General features: G+C 47.4%; 18 protein-coding genes. 16 read left to right on the top strand and 2 right to left on the bottom strand.

Annotation, left to right across the window (positions count from 1 at the left end; genetic code table 11):
• The first annotated feature begins 18 nt into the window (after positions 1-18).
• A complete protein-coding gene (locus DWX23_RS02330) occupies positions 19-1,587 on the top strand; it encodes an Mfa1 family fimbria major subunit (RefSeq protein ID WP_122373249.1) in 1,569 nt (522 codons plus the stop codon).
• Positions 1,588-1,649: 62 nt separating this feature from the next.
• Here the strand turns inward: DWX23_RS02330 and DWX23_RS02325 are convergent, their stop codons facing one another.
• Positions 1,650-2,537, bottom strand: a complete 888-nt coding sequence (locus DWX23_RS02325) for an AraC family transcriptional regulator (RefSeq protein WP_122373248.1) — start codon at positions 2,535-2,537, stop codon at positions 1,650-1,652.
• A gap of 186 nt (positions 2,538-2,723) precedes the next feature.
• Here DWX23_RS02325 and DWX23_RS02320 point away from each other — a divergent pair, with 186 nt between their 5' ends.
• From DWX23_RS02320 to DWX23_RS02305, 4 genes are read left to right on the top strand one after another with little or no spacing between them, the layout of a single operon-like run.
• Positions 2,724-3,836: an efflux RND transporter periplasmic adaptor subunit gene (locus tag DWX23_RS02320; RefSeq protein WP_122373247.1), complete on the top strand. Its 1,113-nt coding sequence runs from the start codon at positions 2,724-2,726 to the stop codon at positions 3,834-3,836.
• 2 nt (positions 3,837-3,838) lie between these two features.
• Positions 3,839-6,976, top strand: coding sequence for an efflux RND transporter permease subunit (locus DWX23_RS02315; protein WP_075557300.1), 3,138 nt, complete (start codon positions 3,839-3,841; stop codon positions 6,974-6,976).
• Positions 6,973-8,343, top strand: a complete 1,371-nt coding sequence (locus DWX23_RS02310) for an efflux transporter outer membrane subunit (protein WP_122373246.1) — start codon at positions 6,973-6,975, stop codon at positions 8,341-8,343. Before DWX23_RS02315 ends, DWX23_RS02310 begins: the two co-directional genes overlap by 4 nt.
• Positions 8,340-9,515 carry a multidrug effflux MFS transporter gene (locus DWX23_RS02305; protein WP_122373245.1) on the top strand — a complete coding sequence of 392 codons (1,176 nt, stop codon included), beginning with the start codon at positions 8,340-8,342 and terminating at the stop codon, positions 9,513-9,515. The genes DWX23_RS02310 and DWX23_RS02305 overlap by 4 nt, the downstream gene beginning before the upstream one ends.
• Positions 9,516-9,599: 84 nt before the next feature.
• On the opposite strand, the gene DWX23_RS02300 is transcribed toward DWX23_RS02305, so the two are convergent.
• Positions 9,600-10,526, bottom strand: coding sequence for a magnesium transporter CorA family protein (locus DWX23_RS02300; RefSeq protein ID WP_075557303.1), 927 nt, complete (start codon positions 10,524-10,526; stop codon positions 9,600-9,602).
• A 195-nt stretch (positions 10,527-10,721) separates the two neighbouring features.
• Here DWX23_RS02300 and dnaB point away from each other — a divergent pair, with 195 nt between their 5' ends.
• The 11 genes from dnaB to DWX23_RS02245 all read left to right on the top strand — a co-directional run bounded on the left by dnaB (position 10,722) and on the right by DWX23_RS02245 (position 23,320).
• Positions 10,722-12,251, top strand: a complete 1,530-nt coding sequence (gene dnaB, locus DWX23_RS02295) for a replicative DNA helicase (RefSeq protein WP_075557304.1) — start codon at positions 10,722-10,724, stop codon at positions 12,249-12,251.
• A gap of 134 nt (positions 12,252-12,385) precedes the next feature.
• On the top strand, positions 12,386-12,694 hold the full coding sequence (locus DWX23_RS02290) for a nucleotidyltransferase domain-containing protein (RefSeq protein ID WP_122373244.1): 309 nt from the start codon (positions 12,386-12,388) through the stop codon (positions 12,692-12,694).
• Positions 12,691-13,086 (top strand): HEPN domain-containing protein, encoded by a 396-nt coding sequence (locus tag DWX23_RS02285; RefSeq protein ID WP_122373243.1) that lies wholly within the window; start codon positions 12,691-12,693, stop codon positions 13,084-13,086. Before DWX23_RS02290 ends, DWX23_RS02285 begins: the two co-directional genes overlap by 4 nt.
• A gap of 196 nt (positions 13,087-13,282) precedes the next feature.
• Complete coding sequence (locus tag DWX23_RS02280) at positions 13,283-13,570, top strand: HU family DNA-binding protein (protein ID WP_122373242.1); 288 nt, start codon at positions 13,283-13,285, stop codon at positions 13,568-13,570.
• Between the two features lie 538 nt (positions 13,571-14,108).
• Positions 14,109-16,076, top strand: coding sequence for a response regulator (locus tag DWX23_RS02275; RefSeq protein WP_233587465.1), 1,968 nt, complete (start codon positions 14,109-14,111; stop codon positions 16,074-16,076).
• Between the two features lie 270 nt (positions 16,077-16,346).
• A complete protein-coding gene (locus DWX23_RS02270; protein WP_158607041.1) occupies positions 16,347-17,579 on the top strand; it encodes a fimbrial protein in 1,233 nt (410 codons plus the stop codon).
• A gap of 125 nt (positions 17,580-17,704) precedes the next feature.
• Positions 17,705-18,853 (top strand): fimbrial protein, encoded by a 1,149-nt coding sequence (locus tag DWX23_RS02265; RefSeq protein WP_122373240.1) that lies wholly within the window; start codon positions 17,705-17,707, stop codon positions 18,851-18,853.
• A 33-nt stretch (positions 18,854-18,886) separates the two neighbouring features.
• Complete coding sequence (locus DWX23_RS02260) at positions 18,887-20,062, top strand: hypothetical protein (RefSeq protein ID WP_122373239.1); 1,176 nt, start codon at positions 18,887-18,889, stop codon at positions 20,060-20,062.
• Position 20,063: 1 nt separating this feature from the next.
• Complete coding sequence (locus tag DWX23_RS02255) at positions 20,064-20,969, top strand: FimB/Mfa2 family fimbrial subunit (protein ID WP_122373238.1); 906 nt, start codon at positions 20,064-20,066, stop codon at positions 20,967-20,969.
• A gap of 27 nt (positions 20,970-20,996) precedes the next feature.
• Positions 20,997-22,118: a fimbrial protein gene (locus DWX23_RS02250; RefSeq protein ID WP_122373237.1), complete on the top strand. Its 1,122-nt coding sequence runs from the start codon at positions 20,997-20,999 to the stop codon at positions 22,116-22,118.
• 11 nt (positions 22,119-22,129) lie between these two features.
• A complete protein-coding gene (locus DWX23_RS02245; RefSeq protein ID WP_122373236.1) occupies positions 22,130-23,320 on the top strand; it encodes a fimbrial protein in 1,191 nt (396 codons plus the stop codon).
• Positions 23,321-23,495 lie beyond the last annotated feature (175 nt).

Here is a 23,495-nt window from a genome sequence, read left to right as displayed (position 1 = left end):
ACTAAGTGCTTTTATCATATGAAAAACAACTTTTTTGTAAAATCAGCAGGACTGTTATGCCTGGTATTGGGCTTGTCGGGATGTATTAACGATGCAGATGTATTACCGGAAGATAATTCCGGCTTTGTGGACGAGGGAGAAGGAAATGTCCGGTTCGCTTTTGTTGTTCCTAACAGTTCTACGACCAAAGCCGGCGAGGCGGAAACTTCGGGTATTTATAAAACCGGTACTGCCAATGAGTATAATGTAAAGTCGCTTACCGTTTATCTGTTCAATTCGGATACGAAGGCTTTATATAAAAAGATCTCGTTGGAGAATATAACCCGTACGGCAGGACCACAGGTTTCGGAAAATGCTTCTTCCGGAAACCAGAGTGAACATATCGTAAAGTACACGGCTAACAGGGTTTTGATAGATCCGGGTACGTATGATATTTTTACGGTTGCCAACGGGGATGTGACAGGTTCTTTCAATACGGAGAATGAGTTTATCAACCTGGTGGACAGATCCACTTATAAAGACGGCTTCGGGGTTTTGACCGAGGACGGTACTTTATTGATGTCAGGGCGTGCCGACAATAGCGGTTTGTATGAGGGTACTACGGATTCGAATTTGAAAGTGACTGTACGTGAGATTTTACCGTCGGAAGATCCTACTATTATAACTATAAATCTGGAGCGGGCTATGGCTAAGGTATTGGTCGGACAGTCGAAAGAGAAATACGATCTGACGACCGGCGATGGCGATAAATATGTTTCCATCAGCCTGTCCGGATTCCAGTATATCAACTTAAGCCGTTGGTTTTACACTTTCCGTCATACGGCAGTCCTGGCTGCAAACCGGGCTCCTTCTTCCTATACCATTACAAACGGAAATTTCGGGGAGATAAATCCTGTTAACGGGTATGTGATCGATCCTTATTTCTTCTCGAAAACGATAGATGGGGCTACCGATTTCGATAATACGGACGGATATTATGCTTATCCATTGAAGACGGTTGCTGAAAACTGGCAGTCTGTACCGGTTAATTCGTACCATGGTTTTTACTGTCTTGAAAACTGTATGTTTAAAACGAACCAGTTGAATGCTTATTCCACCGGAGTGCGGTTTAAGGCCAGTTTTACACCTGAGACTCTTTGGGGAGAGAATAAGGAGACGACCGATGCGAGACCTGATGTTATCTATTATGCGAATTATAAATTTTATACCAGTATCCAGGCAATGAAAGATGCCGGATTCAAACTGGATGGTATTACGGAAGGATCGACCGATGAAGAACTGGCAAAAGTGTTTGTGAAACGTTACCGGAAAGATCCGGAAGTGGCGAGCTATTATTGCTATTACAATTACTGGATCAGACATCTGGATAATAATAAGGAGAATGAGATGGGAGTCATGGAGTTTGCGATCGTACGCAACAATATTTATCGTTTGCTGGTGACCAATATCTCTGGACTCGGCACGGGAACTCCGGAGATCGATCCGGAAAAACCGGATGAATATGAAGCTTATCTGAAAATGGATTTTAATGTGTTACCCTGGATTGTCCGGAATCAGGGAGGAGACGGAGGCGCAACCCTTAAATAAGTATATATTGTTGTTCAGGAGACAGTGATTGTTTCTATGAAAACAGGCCAGGTAGCCACGGTTTATTCCGTGGCTATTTTTTTTCTATAGGCCATCGGTGATATGTCCTTGTATTTTTTGAAGAATTTACAAAAAGCCGCCTGGTCTGAAAAATGCAGTATCTCTGCGATCTGGCGAACCGGGATTCTGTCGTCTTCCAATAGGGTCATAGCCATGTGGAAGATTTCTTCGGAGATGACGGCATGAGGTGTCTTTCCCATCTGGTCTTTGATGATTCGTGAGAGGTGTTTGGTCGAGATACAGAGTTTGTCGGCATAGAAATCCACATTGTGCTCTGTCTTGAAGTGCTGCCATACCAGTTTCATGAAATCCAGCATGACCAGTTCTTTCTTTTCGATCGTGGAAGGGGTTTCATCTGCTGGTGCCCTGTGTTTGAAAAGCAGGTTACCCAACTCCAGCATTAAACTTTTGAAGTAAGTCCTGGCCAGCTCTGTCCGGTAATAGTTGTCTGTATTCCGGAGACAGTTTTGGAGCAGAAGCATTTGGTTTTCCAGAATATGGTTCTCTTCGGGAGAGAAAGAGAGGATGGGAGCGTCCATGATGTCCAACATATAAGTCAGTGGTCCGGGCTTCAGGTTCTTCAGGGATTCACTGGCAAACTTGTAGTTGATGAACAGGCAGTAAGCTCTTATATCCGTGCTGGTATTGAGTATCTGGATGGTGATCCCGTCCAGCATATCCAGGAGTGTATGTTCCCTCATTTCGTAGCGTCTTCCATTGAGTTGCAGTACCAGACAACCTTTGCATACCAGGATGAAGGCACGGGTACGTTCGATATAATGCTCCTTTAATCGTCCGAATTCGGATGAAGGAACCAATAACACCCTGTCGGTTAAAACACAGGCAGGCGGAAACATCGGGAATAGTTCTTCCAGGCTTAGTGGATTCATGGCTGTTTTTTTCGCGAATGTAATTATATCATGTCTAAAATGAGCAAATCTATGCGCTAAATAGACAAACGTTTTGCTAATAATCTATAATGATGGGCAAAATGGACAAATATGAGAGCGGATTGTACAAATGACGCTTGTAGGATAGCTTCTATTTTTGCCTTCGAGAAAAACAAATGCAAGAAAATGAAGGCAAGAAGTGTTATTACGATTGGTTTAGGTTTGCTGCTGTTTGTGGCTTGTAAACAACAGGAGCAACAACAGGTTGAAGGTGAAAATTACCCTTTATTGACCTTGAAGCCGGAGAACAGGCAGTTGTCTGTCAAATATTCGGCAGTGATAGAAGGAAAGCAGGATGTGGAAGTTCGTCCGCAGGTCTCAGGAACGATCACACAGGTGTGTGTAGAAGAAGGGGCACATGTCCAAAAGGGACAAGTATTGTTCGTGATCGATCAGGTTCCCTATGAAGCCGCCTTGCAGAAGGCGGAAGCGGCTGTGGCTACGGCAGAGGCGAATGAGGCAACTGCCAAACAGACGCTGGAAGGAAAACAGTTGCTGTATGAGGATCGTGTGATTTCCGATTTCGAACTCCGTACGGCACAAAATTCTTATAAGAGTGCCAAGGCTGCTTTACTTCAGGCACAGGCGGAAAAACGGGATGCGGAGAATAATTTGTCTTATACGCTGGTGAAGAGTCCGGTGGATGGGTTTGCCGGTATGACCTCTTACCGTATCGGGGCGCTGGTGAGTGCTTCGATGACTGATCCCTTGATCCGTGTATCGGACAATTCGGATATGTATGTTTATTTTTCGCTGACGGAAAAACAGGTTCTTTCACTGACCGCCCAATATGGTTCGCTGGATAAGGCGTTGGAGTCGTTCCCGGAAGTTTCTCTGGAGCTGAATGACGGAACGGTCTATGAGCAAAAGGGAAAAGTGGATGTGATCAGCGGGATTATAGACAAGACGACCGGGACTGTCAGTATGCGTGCGGTATTCGGCAATGAGGGAAAGCGTCTGATGAGCGGAGGTTCGGCCAATGTGATCGTGCCTTATGACCGGGAGGAATGTATCGTGATTCCTCAGGGCGGTACTTACGAGATACAGAACCGTATTTTCGCTTATAAGGTGGTGGACGGTAAAGCGGTGTCTACACCTATCCGGGTATTTGAGGTCAATGACGGTAAAGAGTATATTGTGGAGGACGGACTGAAGGCCGGTGACGTGATCGTATCGGAAGGTGCCGGTTTGTTGAAAGACGGTACAGTCGTGTCGGGTACTAAAACAGAGGAGAACTGACTATGAAACTACAACAATTTATAGACCGGCCGATTTTATCGATGGTTATTTCGGTTGTTATCACGGTGGCCGGATTGATCGGGCTGTATGCTTTGTCTGTGGAACAGTATCCGGACATCGCACCGCCTACGATCCGTGTGTCTACCACTTATAGCGGAGCTAATGCGGAAGCGGTACAGAAGAGTGTGATCGTCCCGTTGGAAGAGGCGATCAACGGGGTGGAGAATATGACCTATATGACTTCTACCGCCAGCAATACCGGTAGCGCGGAGATCACGGTTTATTTTAAGCAGGGTAGCGATGCGGATATGGCTGCCGTGAATGTACAGAATAAAGTATCTACCGCCACATCGCTGTTACCGGCAGAGGTGACCAAAGTCGGTGTGACAACGATGAAGCGGCAGAGCAGTATGCTGAAGATTTTCGGTTTGTACAGTCCGAACGGTACATACGACGAGACCTTCCTGACCAATTACCTGAGCATTAATGTGAAACCCCAGATACAACGTATCTCCGGTGTCGGTGAAGTGAATGTGATGGGAGGGGACTATGCGATGCGTATCTGGTTGAAGCCGGATGTGATGGCGCAGTACGAACTGGAACCGAGTGATGTGGAAACAGCACTTTCCAGCCAGAATATAGAAGCCTCCACGGGGGCTATCGGCGAGGACTCCAAGAATGTCTATCAATATACGCTGAAATATCGCGGACGGTTGGAAAAGGAGCAGGAGTTCGAGGAGATCGTGATCCGTGCTTATGACGACGGGCGTGTACTTCGCCTGAAAGATATTGCCACGGTGGAGCTGGGGGCGCAAAGCTATTCCTATACCGGTACGGTGAACGGTGCGCCGGGAAGTACCTGTATGATCAACCAGACCGCCGGTACGAATGCGAATGAAATCATCCAGGAAATAGATAAGTATCTGGAAGAACTGAAAGGAAGCTTGCCGGAAGATGTGGAAGTGGTGGAACTGATGAGTACCAAGAACTTCCTCGACGCTTCCATCAACGAGGTGATAAAGACCTTGCTGGAGGCGATTATCCTAGTGGTGCTGGTGGTGTATGTCTTTTTGCAAAATCCGCGTTCTACGCTGATCCCTACCATCAGTATCTTCGTGTCGCTGATCGGTACGTTTGCCGTCCTGTATATTGCGGGATTTACCATTAACTTGCTGACCTTGTTTGCGCTGGTTCTTGCCATCGGTACGATTGTGGACGATGCCATTATCGTGGTGGAAGCGGTGCAGGTGCGGTTCGATGAAGGGTATCGTTCGCCTTACAAAGCGTCGGTGGATGCGATGAGCGGCATCTCTTCTGCAATCGTTACTTCTACACTGGTCTTTATGGCGGTGTTTATCCCTGTTTCTTTTATGGGAGGGACTTCCGGGGTGTTTTATACCCAGTTCGGTATAACCATGGCCGTTGCCGTAGGTATTTCGGCTATCAATGCGTTGACGCTTTCACCGGCACTCTGTGCACTGATCCTGCGACCGAACGAGATACTGGTGGATGGTAAGAAGCCGGAGTTTTCCACCCGTTTCCGTTTGGCTTTCGATTCGGCTTTCAAACAACTGGTTCTTAAATATAAGAGTGGCGTTAAGTTCTTCGTTAAGCGGAAATGGATGGCCTGGGGTGCCTGGGGGATTGCTGTCGTTGCACTTTTTTATCTGATGAGTACTACCAAGACGGGGTTGGTTCCTTCGGAAGATACAGGTTCTATCTTTGTCAGCCTGGATGCGCCTGCCGGAAGTACGCTGGCGGAAACGGCTAGTATCATGGACGAGGTGGAAAAAGAGTTGAAGGATCTGCCCCAGATAGACAATTTCAATAAGGTAGCCGGTTTCGGTATGGGATCGGGGAGCGGGGCTTCGCACGGAATGTTTATCATCAAGCTGAAACATTGGGATGAACGTCAGGGTGAAGAGAACAGTGTGGATGCTGTTTCCGCCGAGATCTATAAACGTACGGCACATATCAAGAATGCGAAACTATTTGTCTTTTCCCCGCCGATGATTTCCGGATATGGTACGGGAAACAGTTTCGAGCTTTATCTGCAGGATCGTTCGGGAAAAGGGATCGAGGCGTTGAGCAATGTGACCAATGATTTTCTGGAAGCACTGAATAAACGTCCGGAGGTACAGATGGCTTATACCTCTTTCAGTGAGAACTTCCCGCAGTACCGGGTGGATGTAGACGAGGCACAATGCCAGCGTGCAGGGACATCGACCGATCAGGTATTGTCGGTGTTGTCCGGGTATTTCGGGAGTATTTATGCCTCTAACTTCAACCGTTTTACGAAGATATACCGGGTGATCGTACAGGCACCGTCCGATTACCGTAAAGATATGCAGTCGTTGAACAATATCTTTGTGAAGACGACCGATGGGATGGCTCCGGTAAGCCAGTTCGTAAAACTGACCAAGACATACGGGGCGGAGTCGCTGACACGGTTCAATATGTTTTCATCCATCAATGTACAGGGGATGCCTGCCGAAGGATATAGTTCGGGTGATGTGATCAATGCGGTATCGGAAGTGGCTGCCCAGACATTGCCGACCGGTTATGGTTATGAATTTTCCGGTATGACGCGGGAAGAGGAACAGATGGCGAACTCGCATGATACGGTGATTATTTACGGGGTATGTATCCTGTTCATTTACCTGATACTTTGTGCCCTGTATGAGAGTTTGTTTATTCCGATGGCTGTCATCTTATCCGTTCCTTTCGGCTTGATGGGTAGTTTCCTGTTTGCCCGGATGTGGGGGATAGAGAATAATATTTATCTGCAAACGGGGTTGATCATGCTGATCGGATTACTTTCAAAGACGGCTATTCTGTTGACGGAATATGCTACGGAACGCCGTCAGGCCGGTATGTCGCTGACACAGGCGGCGATGGCTGCAGCTTCTGTCCGCCTGCGTCCGATCCTTATGACGGCGTTGACGATGGTGTTCGGTTTGTTGCCACTGATGGTTGCTTCGGGTGTGGGGGCCAATGGTAACCGTTCGCTGGGTGTGGGAACGGTCGGAGGGATGGTTATCGGAACCGTTGCTTTATTATTTGTGACGCCTGCTTTCTTTATCGTATTCCAATATATTGAAGAGCGGGTGATGGGTAAACGAAAAGAAGATAGAAAATGAAAAAGATCATATATAGTATTATAATATGTACGGCTTTGCTGAGCAGTTGTTCGGTTTACCGGAATTATCACCGGCCGGACAATCTGCCGGTCGACAGCCTGTACCGTGATAACCCGGCTGTCGGGGAAGATTCCCTGACGCTGGGGGATCTTCCCTGGGAAGAGATGTTTCAGGATTCGTTATTGCAAAACCTGATCCGTTACGGATTGGAGAACAATACGGATATGCAGGTTGCTTTCCTGCGGGTAGATGAGGCGAAGGCCCAGTTGATGGCTGCCCGTCTTTCTTTCCTTCCGTCGCTGACCTTGTCGCCGCAAGGGACTATCAGCCGTACGGACGGGGCGAAGAGTGTGAAAACGTATGAGTTGCCTTTGCAGGCCAGTTGGGAAGTCGACCTGTTCGGTAGCCTGCGTAATGCGAAGAAGGGGACACAGGCCACTCTTTTACAGCAGGAGGCTTACCGGCAGGCGGTTCGTTCGGAACTGATCGCGACTGTCGCCAACAATTACTATTCTTTGTTGATGTTGGATGAGCAGATCGGGATCAGCCAGTCTACGCTCGATATCTGGAATGAGCAGGTGCGGACTATGGAGGCAAAGCTACGGGTAGGCGAGGAGACGGAGAATGCCGTAACACAGGCGCGTGCCAGTCTGTATGAGCTGGAAGCTACTCATAATGACTTATTGAGACAGCAGCGTGAGGCAGAGAATACGCTTTGTACGCTGTTAGGGATGACTTCGCAATCCATCTCCCGGAGTACGCTGGCGGAACAGACCTTGCCGGAGGAGGTTAATGCCGGTGTTCCTCTCCGCTTGTTGTCCAAACGTCCGGATGTGGTACAGGCAGAAATGGAACTGGCGAATGCTTACTATGCCACGAACCAGTCTCGGGCTGCCTTTTATCCGAATCTGACACTGACGGGAAGTGTGGGCTGGACCAATTCGTTGGGGCAGGTAGTGACAAATCCCGGCGGATGGATACTATCGGCTATCGGTTCGCTGACACAGCCTATATTCAATAGGGGGAAGCTGATCTCGAATCTTCGTGTATCGAAAGATGAAGAACAGATCGCACAGCTTAATTATAAACAGGCTTTGCTGGATGCCGGGCAGGAGGTGAATAATGCGCTGTATGCCGTAGAATCGGTGAAGCGGACACTCGACAGCCATCAACGGCAATGCAAAGAGTTGGAACGTACGGTACAAACATCCGAATCGCTGTACCGGACGGGGAATGCAACTTATCTGGAGTTGCTTACCGCACGGCAGTCGCTGTTGAGTGCCCGTCTGAATGTGGTTTCCGATCGTTTTTCACAGTTCCAATCTGTTGTTAGTCTATATAATGCGTTGGGAGGAGGTTGCGAATGAGAGTCCTGGTTCAAAATAGAATAAACTATAAAGTTTTCTTGTTATTATTCCTCGGTATGCTGACGGCTTTCGGGCCGTTCGCTACCGATATGTATCTGCCGTCTTTTCCGTCGATGGCCGAATGGTTCGGAACTTCTTCGTCGATGGTGCAGCTGAGTCTGACATCCTGTATGATCGGGTTGGCAGTTGGGCAGTTGTTTTTTGGTCCTTTGAGCGATAAATACGGGCGGAAGATCGTGTTGTTGTGGTCGCTTCTGCTCTTTATCGTAGCTACTTTCTGGTGTATATATTCATCCGATATATATCAGTTCGTTGCTTTCCGGTTACTGCAAGGCATTGCTGCGTCAGGAGGGATTGTTATTTCGCGTTCTGTTTCTACGGATATGTTCGAGGGGCATGAACTGGCGAAGATGTTGGCGGTTATCGGTTCGATCAATGGGGTGGCACCCGTACTCGCACCGGTCGTTGGTGGTGCAATGACGGGGATAGCCGGTTGGAAAGGTATTTTCGGCGTTTTGCTGTTGATCGGCATGCTGATTTTATTCGCAGCTTTTTATTATCAGGAGTCATTACCCCGTGAAAGGCGTGTTTCATCCAGTTTTCTACATGCTTTCCGGAACTTCAAACCTTTATTTGGAAACCGTCCTTACATGGGGTACATGTTGCAGCTTGGGTTCGCCCAGGCTGCACTCTTTGCCAATATTGCTTCTGCACCGTTCATTATGCAGGAACATTATGGGTTTACACCGCTCGATTTCAGTATCTGTTTCGGGGTTAATGCGCTGGCGGTGGTGATAGCTGCTGCGTTGGCCGTGAAATTTAAGCGGGTGGAGAACGGGACGCTTGCCGGGAGTATCGGGTTACTGGTCTTTTCCGTGTGTGAGATGGTTGCTTTGTTTGCCGGATGCAGTTTCTGGGTGTATGAGGTGTTTATGCTTTGCATTCTTTTTTCGTTGGGGCTTTGTTTCACTTCTTCTACAACACTGGCTATGGATAAGGGACGGATGTATTCGGGGAGTGCGTCTGCATTGCTGGGATCGGTTTCTTTCGCTTTTGGCGGGGTTGTTTCTCCTTTGGTCGGCATGGGAAACCTGATGCATTCGACGGGGATCGTCTTTGTTGTCTGTGCCGTATGTTCTCTCCTTTGCATATATGTGGCAAAGGAGCATTAAATATCTTTTTCTGTCAAACAAATGAAACGGGGCTGTAGTATATATCTTACTGCAGCCCCTAATCTTATCTGTGATGGAGATGTATCAGAACCACTTGATCCTCCTGAAGATGAAGAATGCCAGTGCCGACAAGGTGATGGAAAAGAGTACGATCACGACAAATCCGTGCGGTAGTTCTTCTACATAGTTGATCACATTCATCCCGTAGAAGCTGGCTATCAGTGTCGGAACCATCAGGATGATCGATATGGAGGTCATGCGTTTCATGATGGTGTTCACATTGTTGGAGATGATGGAGGCGAAGGCATCCATCGTTCCGGTAAGGATATCGCTGTAGATGTTCACTGTGAGATGCGCCTGCTTCAACTCGGTTTCCACATCTTCCACCAGTTCGGCATCCATATACATCGGCTCCTGGAAAATACTTTGCAGCTTCGAGAGCATCACTTCATTTCCACGGATGGACGTATTGAAATAAACCATACTTTTCTCCAGCTTCATCAACCGCAGCAGGTCTTCGTTACGGATACTTTTCTCCAGCGCTTTTTCGGCACGTGCCACTTCGTTGTTGATCTGTTTCAGATATTTCAGGAACCAGACGGCAGACGAATGGATCAGTCGCAGGATCAGGTCGTATTTATGACGTACGACGAGCTCTTTGCGCCGGCTGTAACGAATGAAATCGGGCAATAACTCAGTCTTATGATAACAGACGGAGATAATGATCTCGTTATTCGTGATGATGCCGATCGGGACAGTTGTAAAAGGAATACCGCTTTCGGTGCTCTGTACCGGGATACGCAGGATCGTCAGCAACCAGTTCCCTTCATACTCGATACGCGGACGTTCGTCGGTATCTTCGATATCGCTCAGGAATGATTGGGGTACGTGAAACTGGTTTAAAAGGTATTGGATATCTTCAGGGGTAGGGCATTCTACATTTACCCAGCAGTCGGGAAGCCACTTGTCTTTTTCCACAAAGCCGGCTTCACAATAAAGAAACGATCTCATTATTGCCTCCTTTCGTTGTTGATACGAACAGAGGTAATAAGAAACCTCCGTCCGCTAATTTTTACTTGTTAATCTTTCTCGCGGAATACTGTCGTCCATAATTCGTTAATTACTTTTTACGGCTGCAAAGGTAGAAAAAAGGAATGAATACCAAATAAAAATCGTATTTTTGGCATTCGAAAATTACTAAAGAGAATGGCAGAAGGAACTAAAAATACCGGAAGAGGAAACTCCGGAAAGGGGAAACAAAAACCTGTTGTAGTGTCTGATATGGGACGTCTGCAGCCACAGGCTCGTGAGTTGGAAGAGGCCGTTTTAGGTGCCTTGATGCTTGAAAAAGATGCTTATTCGATCATCAGTGAGATCTTGAAGCCGGAATGCTTTTACGAAAAGTCGCACGAGATGATCTATGCGGCTATTGTGGATCTGGCAGCCAGCCAGCGGCCGGTCGACATGCTGACGGTGACGGAGCAGTTGAGGAAACGCGGCGAACTGGACCAGGTGGGCGGACCGTTTTATATCTCGCAGCTGACCAGCAAGGTTGCCAGTAGTGCGCATATCGAATATCATGCCCGTATCATCGCCCAGAAATACCTGGCGAGAGAGTTGATCTCTTTCACTGCGATGATCCAGGGAAAGGCTTTTGACGAGACGATCGACGTGGAAGACCTGATGCAGGAAGCGGAAGGTAAACTGTTTGAGATATCCCAGCGGAATGTAAAGAAGGACGTAACCCAGATCAATCCCGTTATCAAGGATGCGATGGATTTGTTGCAGAAAGCGGCGAACCAGAAGGAAGGTCTGAGCGGTACGCGTACCGGTTTCGATGCGCTGGATAAGATCACTTCGGGATGGCAGAATTCCGACTTGATCATTATCGCTGCCCGTCCTGCGATGGGTAAGACGGCGTTCGTACTTTCCATGGCGAAGAATATGGCGGTGAATCATAATGTGCCGGTTGCTTTGTTCTCGCTTGAAATGAGTAACGTCCAGTTGGTAAACCGTCTGATCGTAAACGTATGTGAGATCCCGGGCGAGAAGATCAAGAGCGGACGTTTGGAAAGTTATGAGTGGGAGCAGCTGGACTTCAAGATCAAGGAGTTGTATGATGCACCTATCTATGTGGATGATACGCCGAGTCTTTCGGTGTTTGAGTTGCGTACCAAGGCTCGCCGTCTGGTGCGTGAGCATGGGGTACGATGTATCATCATCGACTACCTTCAGTTGATGAATGCGAGTGGTATGAGTTTCGGTAGCCGTGAGCAGGAGGTAAGTACAATCTCCCGTTCATTGAAAGGGTTGGCGAAGGAGTTGAACATACCGATCATCGCACTGTCGCAGTTGAATCGTGGTGTGGAAAGCCGTCAGGGAGCCGAAGGAAAGCGTCCGCAGTTGGCCGACCTTCGTGAATCGGGAGCGATCGAGCAGGATGCGGATATGGTTTGTTTTATCCACCGTCCGGAATATTATAAGATCACGGAAGATGAGCGTGGTAACTCGCTGGTCGGCCTGGCAGAGATCATTATCGCCAAGCATCGTAACGGTGCGACAGGTGATGTGCGTCTGCGGTTTAAAGGCGATTATGCGAAGTTTATGAATATAGATGAGGATGTTGCCGTGCGCGAGTTCTCATCGAATATGAACAGTGAGGATCCGTTACCTCCGATACCGCCTGCTGGTGCAGATTTCCTGAACCAGGGCAGCAGCAGCGAGGTTCCGTTCTGATCAATCGAGGATAAGATCATGTGCGGCCTGTTCCCGGATTTGCGAAGGGGACAGGCTTTTTTATTCGCTTTATGTTCTCTTTTTGTTTGCTTTATGTTACCTTTGTGATTGTTGTATGATATAATATCAGGTTTATGAAACGTCCGGAAATAGTAAAAGCAATAAAGAAAGTATTAAAACAGGTGGCTCCCGATGCTACTGCAATTCTTTATGGCAGTGAAGCACGTGGCGACGCACGGTCTGATAGTGATATAGACTTACTTATATTGGTTGATAAGGAGCGTATTTCTCTGGAGGATCAGATGCGTATTATCGAACCGATCTATGAAATAGAACTTCAATCAGGCGTACAGATCAATCCCTTTTTTGAAACGTTGAAGAAATGGGGCGAACGTATTACACCTTTTTATCTGAATGTAATGAAGGAAGGGGTCGCCTTATGAATGAAGAACTGAGGAATGAAATCATCCAGTATCGCATGGAAGCAGCCGAAGCATTACTAAAGGAGATAGATAGCCATATTAATAATGGCTTTTATAATACAGCTGTAAACCGGATGTACTACGCATGCTTTTATTCTGTAAGTGCTTTATTACTTCATCAGATGATAGATGGAGTGAAAACACATGAAGGTGTCCGTCAAATGTTTGGAAAACATTTTATTAATACAGGTGTATTGCCTAAAGACTTCGGAAAGTTTTACACCATATTGTTTGCAAAGAGAAGCGCAGCCGATTATGAAGACTTTCTGAATTACGATAAAGAAGCTGTCATGGAACTACAACCCCGGACAGAAGATTTTGTAAAAACAATACATGATTTGATTAGTAAGTAATATTGATAATTATCACTTGAATATAGAAACGCTCTTTTCACCAAAATCAAACCTTCCTTTTCCCAATTTCCCTATAATTTCCCCCTTCACAGAAAAAATAGAACATATTTAGAAAAATATTGCGATTGCGAAGATGGATTGAAAGTCCGAACTTTGTAGCGATAATGTATTGTGTGTATTTTGATAAGTAATAGGGATGAATAGAAACTTAGTTGCCAGAAAGCTGGCGGAGAAAATGAGTATGAGTTTAGTGGATAGTCGTGTTTGTGTGGATACAGTTGTGTCGATTATGGTCGAAGGGCTGCTTACAGATGAAAAAGTAACTTTTCACGGTTTCGGGAGGATCTTTCTGTTATCACAGAGACCTCGGACCGTGCGAAATCCACAAACAGGGGAATCCATGATGTTTGAGTCGCGTGACACCATACGTCTGAAGCCCAGCAGAGAGTTGATCGATAAGATTAATAAAAGGAAAAGAAAATGATTTGTTTCCGGTGAAGCGGGATGGATAAAAGCAACCTTAGTCCATACAGAACTATATTTTTCACGGCTTCAAAGGTAGGAAATTATTTGATATGGTTACGACTGAGCCCTTATTTTATAAAGGAATTATACGTTTTTCTTTTTTCTCTTCTTTTTTACTTCTGCGGGTGAAATAGAGCACGGTACCAACCGAAGGTTTGGATATGCCTGCCATTCTGCGTAAACTCCTTCTATACTTTCACTGTTTTTTGATGTTTTCCCAATTGGCGTCAGATGTTTTGATATGTTTTTCATTTCAAAAAACGTGTTTATCTAATTGAGCCATAGTTCTGTATGGACTATGTATATCACTCCTGTAAATTTCAACAGTCTGTAAACGTATGATTGTATGGGTAATAAGTATTTCAAAGTATTGCTGCAACGACCTGTTTTTTGCGCAAAACCGAAAAAACACACTTCAAAATGCTACCCAACTTCTACTAAAAGACCGGAAACAGCAGGAGGTATCCTATAAAACAACAAAATAAACACCTGATACAATGGAAAAGATTGATCTACTTCAAAAGTTTTTGCCCGCAGGAGCTATCCTGACAGGGAATGCAGCCTCTCTGATGGCCGCAAATGAAAGCGAGGCAGCCTCGCCGGATGAGACGAGCTATCTCCTTTGCATTCTCATCCTCCTGTTACTGATAATGTGTGGTATCTCGATCCTCCTGTACCGCATCCTCAAACAGAAGATCGGTGATAAGCAGGAACAGAAACCAACCTCCGCCCAGATTCCGCCATCCGTCCCTGTGCCATACCCCGACCTCCGTGCCGAGAACGAAGAGTTGAAACAATCCGTCGACACCCTGACTGTGCGTAACCGGGAAATGCAGCAACTCATGGTAAACAAGATCAAAGAAACGGACAACTGGACTATCGAACAGGAAGCCAAATACCAGGAAGCCCTCAATAAGGCTGCCGAACTAGAGAAGATTCACAACTCATTTTTTGTTGAAGCAGTACATGAGATGCGAACACCTTTGTCGCTGATATTAGGCTATTTGAGTCAGTTAGTACAGAACCGCGAACTCGACAGGCTCGTGTCTACCCAGGTTCTTTCCGCCTACCGTAATACCCTCGCCTTGCAGGATATGATGTACCAGTTGCAGGATATCCGCCACGGCGACGATGTGGCAAACCATATGCGTCTCGCCCGTTACGACCTCGTCGAAATCACGAAGCAGATGTGCGACCTCTTTGTCGATTGGATCGCCATGAACAATATCGACTTCAAGATCAACACGCAAACCCCTGTCTTATGGATGATGATCGACCGCCGGAAGATGGAGTATGCCCTGCGAACCCTTCTGTCGAACTCCCTGAAAAATACTTTTATGTACGGAAAGATAACCGTCAACATCTTTGTTGTCAAAAAGGACGGTATCGCCTATGGTGCCGTAAGCATCCAGGACGACGGCCTGAACGAGCAGGAGAACACCCGTATCGGATTGAAGCAGATCCGCGATATGGCCGAGTCGGTTCGTGCCGAATTTATGTTGGAGACGCTTCCCGGGCAGGAGGGAACCTGTTGCACTGTGATGGGGCCGTTGGGTAAACATGCACTGATGGACCTCCCGGTCGAGTTCGTCGAACCCGATGCCGGTCTGGTCAAGCTCAATGAAATCCAGAAAGAAGAGATCTCCGGCTTCGTGCAACTCGTTCCCCAGAAGAAAGAGACGGGTAAGAAACTGCTGGTGATCGACGACAGCGACCAGATACGCTGGTTTCTCCGTCACGCCTTGAATAAGGAATACCGTATCGTGGAAGCCCGTGACGGCGGCGAAGGTGTCGAGATGGCAAAGAAAGAACGCCCGGACGCTATCCTTTGCGACGTCATGATGCCTGTAAAGGACGGCTTCACTGCCTGCCGCGAGATCAGAACCAATCCTGCCACCTGCCAGACCGTTGTCATCATGCTGACCGCCAAGGTGGAGAATGAAGACGTGATAGCCGGTATCGAAGCGGGTGCGGACGATTATATCACCAAGCCTTTCGACCTCGAAGTGCTGCGCAGCAAACTGATGAGCCAGATCAAACGCCGCGAACAGATGAAAGAATTCTACACCCAGCCCTCGGAACTTCCGGGCGGTGGTCCGCTCGTCATGCCTGCTCCGCTCAACGAGATCGAAGTGGCAGGAAATGCCTTTATGGATAAGATCATGAAGACGATCGAAGACCATCTGGACGACCCTTGTTTCGACGCGAAATACCTCGCAGACGAGATGAGCATGAGCATTCCGACGCTTTACCGCAAAGTGAAAGCCTTCTCCAATTGCAGCATCCTCGAATTAACGCGTGGTGTCCGTATCAAACGTGCCGCCGAACTGATCCTGCAACAGAAATATTCGATTATCGAAGTCTGCGAGATGGTCGGCTTTAACGATATGGCGACTTTCCGCAAACGATTTATCGAACAATATGGTGTCAACCCTTCGCAGTTCGGTCAGCCGGTGCGGGTGTAAAACATGGTATTCATTAAAAAAGGTGCAGATAAACAGAGGAATTTTTATCATTTAAAAATTACCGTACATCGGTGATAAATATACCGACAAGCGGTCAGAAACAGCTTCTCTACATTTGCATTGTCAACAAGAAACGATATGAAAAGATACTTAGTCTCTCAAGCGAAAAGAAGTGAAATGAAAAGATTTTAGATTAAGTATAGGTGTAAAATAGTATATCACTTTTAAATAAATTAAGTTATGAAATTACAGAATTTACTTTATGCAACTATGGTTGCTTGCGCATTCAGCGCATGTTCGAACGATGACGATCCTAACATTCCGGATCCTGCATTAGAAATGGATGCTACACTGACAGCAATGTTCAATACAGTAGGGGATGGAGGTTCCGGGTTAAAGAGTACCAAAGCGGATGATGCCACGTACAACACCATTTCTAAAATAGGTATTGCAGTATTCAACAAAGGTGCAATGGGCACTGCTATGGCAGAAGGAGCATTGATCGATTATCAGGTGAAAACAAATGTAAGTGACACTACTGCCTGTATTTCCGCAAAATCAGGAGCTGTAAGTATTTTGGTCATTGCCAATCCGAGAGGTGATATGTTTCAGGGTTTAAACACACTGGAAGGTTTTCTCGGAAAAATTGATGACACTGCTATGGATCCTACCGGTGCTGATTTATTGATGTCAAGCCAGGTTCATGATATAACGTTGAAGAAAGGCCGGAATGTATTTGCGAAGACTGCATCTGATGTTGATAATACAACTAATGATATGCTTGTAGGAAGCGACAATATTGCACTTTATCGTAATGTAGCAAGAGTGGAAGTACCCAAGATTACAGTTAGTCCTCGCGAAGGTTTTGGTAAAGGCGATGAAGTGACGTTTACTTTGAAATCTGTTTTTGTAGCAAATGTACGTAACAGTGTAAGAGTCGGAGGTTTGTCAGATAATGCCGTAGCTCTTTTATCTGCACAGAAACCGTGGTGTACGGTAGTTAATAATGCTACTGATAATTTGTCGGGATTTGCTTCTGACCCGCAATCGGGAAGTCCTTATCTTAAAGAATATGCATCAAAAACTCTCTCATATAATGGCAGTGTTGTCGATTTATCTCTTACTGCTGATGCTGATAAAGTTGAGCTCTTCGTTTATGACAATGCAGCCAACGCAGCGATCACTGCGACTAAAGATGATAATAAAGCAACTCTTCTGGTAATTAAGGGAGATTATGAATATAAGACATCGACGGGTTCAAAAGTAAAATCGGAAAATGCTTATTGGACTGTTCCTATCAACAATACCAACCTTGATGCTACAACAGGCAAAAATTTCCCTGCACATTATGGTGTACTTCGTAATGTTAAATACATAATCAGCCCGACTATCACAGGCCCGGGTACCGGTACAATTACTCCTGAAAGCACAGGATCCAGCTTGTCAGCTAAATTTGAAGTTGTAAACTGGGGCGAAGTAAACCTTGATCCAGATATCGACTAACAATCATATCACTTACGCTCAATAAATCTAATAGATGTTAGACGGATCGATCGGGGAGGACTTCCCTGGTCGATCTTATTACCAAAAAAACTTTCCGGTTAAGACGATAATAAAACAATTAATATATGAACATTAGGGTTTTATTTTACAATGTATTTCTGTTTCTCGCTTTTCTATCCTGTTCCCACGACGGCGACAAGGAGATCGATGGGAGCGGAGACGGTTCGCTTTCATTGCGCATAACGATCCCGCAGATCGGGACGAAAGCCGACGGAGACGCATCGGTCGAACGTCTCTACGTAGCTGTATTCGGAACCTCCGGCGAGAACACGGACAAATTGATCGTCGCCAGCGAAGTCACCCGAACGAATACGGTGGAAGACCTCGGACCGCTGAAAGCCGGTTCCATCCGCATGCTTGTCGTTGCCAACGCTCCTGTTGGTACATTCGACGGTTTAACCTCACTGGACCAGTATCTGGCCCTTACCCAACAACTGGAAAATCAAGAAACAAACCCCGCCATGAGTTCGGGAGTACAAACCTACCTGTTGAAACCCGGTAAGAACACCATCGGTATGCAGACAGCAGGTGCCAACCAGATCAGCGTATCCCCGGTGACCGTCTATCGTACGGCTGCCCGCGTTTATCTCAACCGACTCTATCTACGTCCGGTGGACGAATACGCCGATGAAACCGCCTTCAAACTCGAATCCGTCTTTATGGCAAACGTAAAAAGTACCTCCCATTATATCAGCGAGCAAAACTGGGGTACAGTGGAAGTCACCGATCGTACCCAACCCGACCTTTTCCTGTCGGGCGAAGAAGCCGATCTCGACAGCATCTGCAAAGTAGATGGCATCGCCGCACTATCAGACGCTCTGCGTACCGCCTATCTCTACGACTACCGCGGTCCGGAAGACGAAACCGCGCTGATCGCTAATTGTGCCGCCAACACCTACACTGTTTTTGAAAACATGCAGGAGGAAGAATGGCATACCATGCTGATCATTCGTGGCAGCTACCGTTTCAAAGACAAGAACGGGAAAATGCAGGAAGTGAAAAACACTTATTACCCGGTCGTTGTGAACCGTCAGCACGATACGATCGACAACGTGACGGAACACCGGTATATCCGCCGAAACGTGATCTACTCGATTGACGTCGTGATTAAAGGCCCCGGTTCAAACAACCCGTTCGACTTCGATGCCACCCTGACAAGCAAGATCGCGGTGCAGGCCTGGGGCGAAGTCGTGGAGAATCCTTCGATCGATTAATTCCGAAAATAAGTTAGATAATACAATACAGACATGAAACATTTTAAATTATATATCACGCTCTTATCTAGCCTGTTGCTAGCAGCCTGCTCACACGAAGAAGAACCATCCCCGACCCTGGGTGGAGAGGACGCATCTGTCACAGTCTCGGTGTCGGTGGATGGGATTGCCGCAACTAAAGCATTCTTATCCTCCATGGAAAATGTGATCCGGAATATGACAATTGTTTTTATCGATAAGCAGAATAATGAAGTAGTCGGGCATGGATATTGTTTGACTGAATTTAAGGGTTATATTGATAAATATGAATACACATCGGAACCTATCAACCTGAAAACCGGAACATATAGAATGCTTGTGATGGCGAATACGGTCGAAATATCTTCTTTTAAAGCAACAGACTATTATGATTATATATCTGCTGATTTCTTTCAGCCTGACGATATGATTTTGGCGTCGGAATTTGGGTTTCCTATGAGTTACGTAGACGAAGATATAACGATCGATAACAAAGAGACGACCATTACGGCAAAGGTAAAACGTGTTGTATCCAGAATCGAACTAAGTGAACTTTCCTTCAACTGGAAGGATCCCGATCTTAAATCTATTTCAGGTCTTAAATTCAAAATAAAACGTGTATTCGTTGCAAATGTGCGTCAGCGGACTTACCTGTTCGATACATCGACCTGGCTGCCGGAAGGAGTTGCAACGCATCCGATAGAATGTGTCGAAGATAAATATTACTGTGGTATAGAAGACCTCGGGTTGATAGTAGAAGGAGGAGATATTGCCAAAGGAAATGTAAATAAGTCGGTAATACCCTTTTACGATTTTATGGATGAAGGAATGGGGACAAGTTACTTCGGTGAGAATGAAAATGTGATTGATTTAAAACATGCAAATTTCTATGTCACCACCAATTCTCAGACTAAAGACGACGCTGCTCCCGTAATCCTTTATATAACAGGAGATCTTTATGACAGCGTGAACAATAAGACTGTCCTTTCAGATCGCTATTACCGCGTCAAACTGGAAAAAGGCGTAAAGCCGAATACCGTTTACAAGCTATCTGCACACATCACCGGTAAAGGTTCATACGCCCCGGGAGTCAATCAGGAGAATACCGACCTATCCGCTATCCTCAAGATCCAAAGCTGGGACGGTAAGGATTTAGACAAAATAACCATAGACGAAGATTTCGAATTATAATATGAAACAGATCGATCATATCCATAGATGGCTGGTTGCCGCCGTATGTGCCGCCACCCTTACCCTGACCGGTTGTATCCACGAAGATATGGCCCCCTGCTACAAGCTGACACTGAAAGCGGAGAACGCCAAAGGCGACGACGTCACCGCAAGCGCGCTTAACGATGCCTCCCTCTATGTTTTCGATGAAGGGTACGAGTATCTGGAAACCGTCCGTATGACGGAAGCCCAGATACACGACCATCAGGAAATAAGACTGAATTATCCGGAAGACCGTAATCTGCATGTGATAGCCTGGGGGAACGTTGCCGGAGGCAACCAGACTGTAACGGAAAGCGAGTTGATAGAAGAACTAAGGGTGATACTTAAAAGCCGTGATGGTCTGGCTCAAAAGCCCGACGACCTTTTTTACGGCAGCCGCCTCGTGCAGACGAAAGCCGGGGGCGGCCTGGCGGCGGACGATACTATCGTGGTACGCCCCAAACTCTCGCAGGTCAATATCCTGACGCAGGATATCAAATACGCCCTGCAAAAAAACGTCCCCTCCGCCGTCCCCGGTGAAGCCGACTGCAACTACTACGTCAACCGCACGTTGAACGCCTTCGACTACCGGGGTAACCTGACCGGCGATAGCGTCTATTACCATCCCGATGCCGGATGGGATGCCGACAACGAATATTTCGCGCCCAACTACCGCATGTGTGCCGGCGAAAACATCAACGTCGAACTGACCGCCGAAAACCGGACGCTCGGTATCGCCACCCACGATGACGACGGTGATCCGCTGGTCGCTCCCGAAGCCGGTATCCTGTATGTTGTCCTGCGCTTCGGTGAAAACGGTGCCTTGCTTTCCGTCCGGCAGACCGTCCGTCCCTGGGGCACCATAGACGATCATATCGAATTTTAAATCAATCCCCATTAAATCGAACAGACAATGATCTTACATAAAATATTTTTATTCGTATCTGTATCCACTTTGTTGGCCTCCTGTGCAAAAGACGACGGACCAGTAACTCCGCCGCTTGAACAGGCACGTCTTTCCGTCGGGCTGCAATTGCGCAGCCAGGCGGAAAGCAAGGCGACCGACGATCCGAACGCGCTGCCCGGTGAAAGCGACATACACGACCTGTCCGCCTACGTCTTCAACAGCGACGGTTCCACTCTGATCGGCTACCGGCGTAACGACGATCCCGATCCTTCGATGCTCGCCATTACCGATATAGAAACCAGTGCCGAACGCATCCTGCTTGTCGTACTGGCGAATGTGCCTGCAGACCTCGACGGGACGGTAGGCAGTTACGCCGGATTGCAATCGCGTCTGGCGGGGCTTGCCACGCAGTCGCAAAGCTCGCTCACTTTCAGTACGCAGGTGATCCGCTCGACACAGGCGTTGGAGAAAGGGGAGGACAACCTGATCGGCTACACCGCAGGTACGAACGTGGATAATATCTCCAGCCCCTTGCAACTCACCCGCATTGCCGCGCGTGTGGAAATGCGCAATATCGAAACCAATTTTGCTGGTACGCCTCTCGAAGGCAAGACCGTGCGTATCGACCATATCACGCTTGCCAACGTCAAAAGCAACTCCCGTTATTTCAGCGAAGCCGATTGGGGAGATGTCGAAGCCGGTGCCGCCGATGCTGCTCTGGTTTATGGTGCAGGTGCTTCCGAAGCGGCTTCCTCCTTTGCCGAGGGTTCGCATCCGGTAGATTATCTCGGGGCGGACTTCAACCGGACGGTCAGCGACAACAGCCCCTGGTTGTCGCCTGCTTACAGCAACTACGTTTTCGAGAACAGTTCGTCCGATGCGTCCCCGACGCTATTGGTCGTCAAAGCGACCTTGGTGGAGACGAACCAGACCCGCATCTTTACGTCGCCTGTCAACCGCAACGGCGTACAGAACGGCTACGATCACAATTATGTGAAACGAAACTATATCTACCGCCTCTACGTCACCTTCTCAGGCACCAGCTTCGAGAGTGACGAAGCCTCGCTCGACGTCCGTGTCGAAGTGGCAGGCTGGGGCTCCGTACATCAAACCGAAGAAATAAAATAAAAGAAAAAGATATGAAACCGATCAAAAGTATATTCTTTCTACTGGCGGCGGCATTGCTGGCCGCCTGTTCCGCTCCCGGCGAGGAGGAACCCGAAGTGATCGTTCCGCAGGATGCGACATTGACCCTGTCGGTTGCCCCCGGATCGATATTGACGAAAAGTGCCGCGAAGAGCACGACAAAAGGCGCAACGGGTGAAGATCACCTGATGAAGAAAGGCGAAGACAAGATCAACAACATATTTGCCGCCGTGTTCCGGGAGGATAGCACGTTACTGGCTTCAGCATACGTGGATTATGCGAATGTCAGCGGTGCTACGCCCGACACGATACGTATCGCAGCCAAGAGCGATACGAAGTATATATATGCGGTGCTCGTCAATGTCGGCAAGCCCAATTTTACAAACATAAAAGAGTTGAGGGAACAGTATATTAAGCTCGAAGATATTCGGGTGGATAACCAGCCGATGTGTAGCCACTTTATAGATCTCACCAAACTGAAACCGGGCAACAACTACATCGGGTCGGCAGAAACATTCAAAGATGTTCCGGCCGATGCCTTTTACAGTACCAGTCCCGTTTCGGTCTACCGTACCGCGAGCCGTATCGATATCGAAAATATCGACCTGGAATGGCGCGAAGCGGATGCTGCCGACCTGAGAACCGAAGGTGCCCGCTTTCGTTTGAAACGGATCTATGTGGTCGATGCGAAAAGTGCCGCCGCCCTGGTGGATGACGCGCTGCACAAAGTGGAATGGAAGGAAGGCGATTATAAGAATGGACGCGCTACAAACGAGCAGGGATATTTATCTACACTCGACTTGTTCACTGCTACCGAAGCCGATGCTCCGATACTGACGGTAAACAGCAGTTATCCGCCGGTCGATGCCCCTAAGATACAATGCTACGTCACCGAAAATACAGGCGTGAATCCTACAACGATCATCCTGAAAGGCGATATCCTCCATAAGGACGAAGACACGCCGATCCTGTCGGATCGTTATTTCTTTGTCCGGCTTAAAAATATGACAGATACACAAGGTAAAAGCCTTTCCGGCGTACTCCGCAACTATGTGATCCGTATCAGTGCGACGATCGCCGGACGAGGTTCCAGTGATGAAACATACAGAGAGAATGCCAAAGCCTTGGCTACGATTAGTGCTGACGACTGGGAAGTCGAAACACAGAAGACAGAGGTAAATTGAGAATGCAGATTGACACACGTCGATTTCTTCACCTCGGAGGTTTGGTGCCGGAAACGAGCCAAGCCATGTCCGTTCCGCCGGTTGGGAGGTAGTAACGTCCGTTAGGGCCTCCTTTCCGGCGGTTTGGATTAAAAAACAATCGTTTTTTCGTTCAGCACAATGGCGCGGGATGTTT

The sequence above is a fragment of the Parabacteroides sp. AF18-52 genome (assembly GCF_003479145.1).
GTDB lineage: Bacteria > Bacteroidota > Bacteroidia > Bacteroidales > Tannerellaceae > Parabacteroides > Parabacteroides faecis.
The sequence above is the reverse complement of the archived record's forward strand: the minus strand, read 5'-3'. Positions and strand labels throughout refer to the sequence as shown.

Bases quoted from the DNA above. Each gene is read 5' to 3' on its own strand.
- DWX23_RS02330 (WP_122373249.1), top strand. From the start codon at position 19: ATGAAAAACAACTTTTTTGTAAAATCAGCAGGACTGTTATGCCTGGTA.
- DWX23_RS02325 (WP_122373248.1), bottom strand. From the start codon at position 2,537: ATGAATCCACTAAGCCTGGAAGAACTATTCCCGATGTTTCCGCCTGCC.
- DWX23_RS02320 (WP_122373247.1), top strand. From the start codon at position 2,724: ATGAAGGCAAGAAGTGTTATTACGATTGGTTTAGGTTTGCTGCTGTTT.
- DWX23_RS02315 (WP_075557300.1), top strand. From the start codon at position 3,839: ATGAAACTACAACAATTTATAGACCGGCCGATTTTATCGATGGTTATT.
- DWX23_RS02310 (WP_122373246.1), top strand. From the start codon at position 6,973: ATGAAAAAGATCATATATAGTATTATAATATGTACGGCTTTGCTGAGC.
- DWX23_RS02305 (WP_122373245.1), top strand. From the start codon at position 8,340: ATGAGAGTCCTGGTTCAAAATAGAATAAACTATAAAGTTTTCTTGTTA.
- DWX23_RS02300 (WP_075557303.1), bottom strand. From the start codon at position 10,526: ATGAGATCGTTTCTTTATTGTGAAGCCGGCTTTGTGGAAAAAGACAAG.
- dnaB (WP_075557304.1), top strand. From the start codon at position 10,722: ATGGCAGAAGGAACTAAAAATACCGGAAGAGGAAACTCCGGAAAGGGG.
- DWX23_RS02290 (WP_122373244.1), top strand. From the start codon at position 12,386: ATGAAACGTCCGGAAATAGTAAAAGCAATAAAGAAAGTATTAAAACAG.
- DWX23_RS02285 (WP_122373243.1), top strand. From the start codon at position 12,691: ATGAATGAAGAACTGAGGAATGAAATCATCCAGTATCGCATGGAAGCA.
- DWX23_RS02280 (WP_122373242.1), top strand. From the start codon at position 13,283: ATGAATAGAAACTTAGTTGCCAGAAAGCTGGCGGAGAAAATGAGTATG.
- DWX23_RS02275 (WP_233587465.1), top strand. From the start codon at position 14,109: ATGGAAAAGATTGATCTACTTCAAAAGTTTTTGCCCGCAGGAGCTATC.
- DWX23_RS02270 (WP_158607041.1), top strand. From the start codon at position 16,347: ATGGTTGCTTGCGCATTCAGCGCATGTTCGAACGATGACGATCCTAAC.
- DWX23_RS02265 (WP_122373240.1), top strand. From the start codon at position 17,705: ATGAACATTAGGGTTTTATTTTACAATGTATTTCTGTTTCTCGCTTTT.
- DWX23_RS02260 (WP_122373239.1), top strand. From the start codon at position 18,887: ATGAAACATTTTAAATTATATATCACGCTCTTATCTAGCCTGTTGCTA.
- DWX23_RS02255 (WP_122373238.1), top strand. From the start codon at position 20,064: ATGAAACAGATCGATCATATCCATAGATGGCTGGTTGCCGCCGTATGT.
- DWX23_RS02250 (WP_122373237.1), top strand. From the start codon at position 20,997: ATGATCTTACATAAAATATTTTTATTCGTATCTGTATCCACTTTGTTG.
- DWX23_RS02245 (WP_122373236.1), top strand. From the start codon at position 22,130: ATGAAACCGATCAAAAGTATATTCTTTCTACTGGCGGCGGCATTGCTG.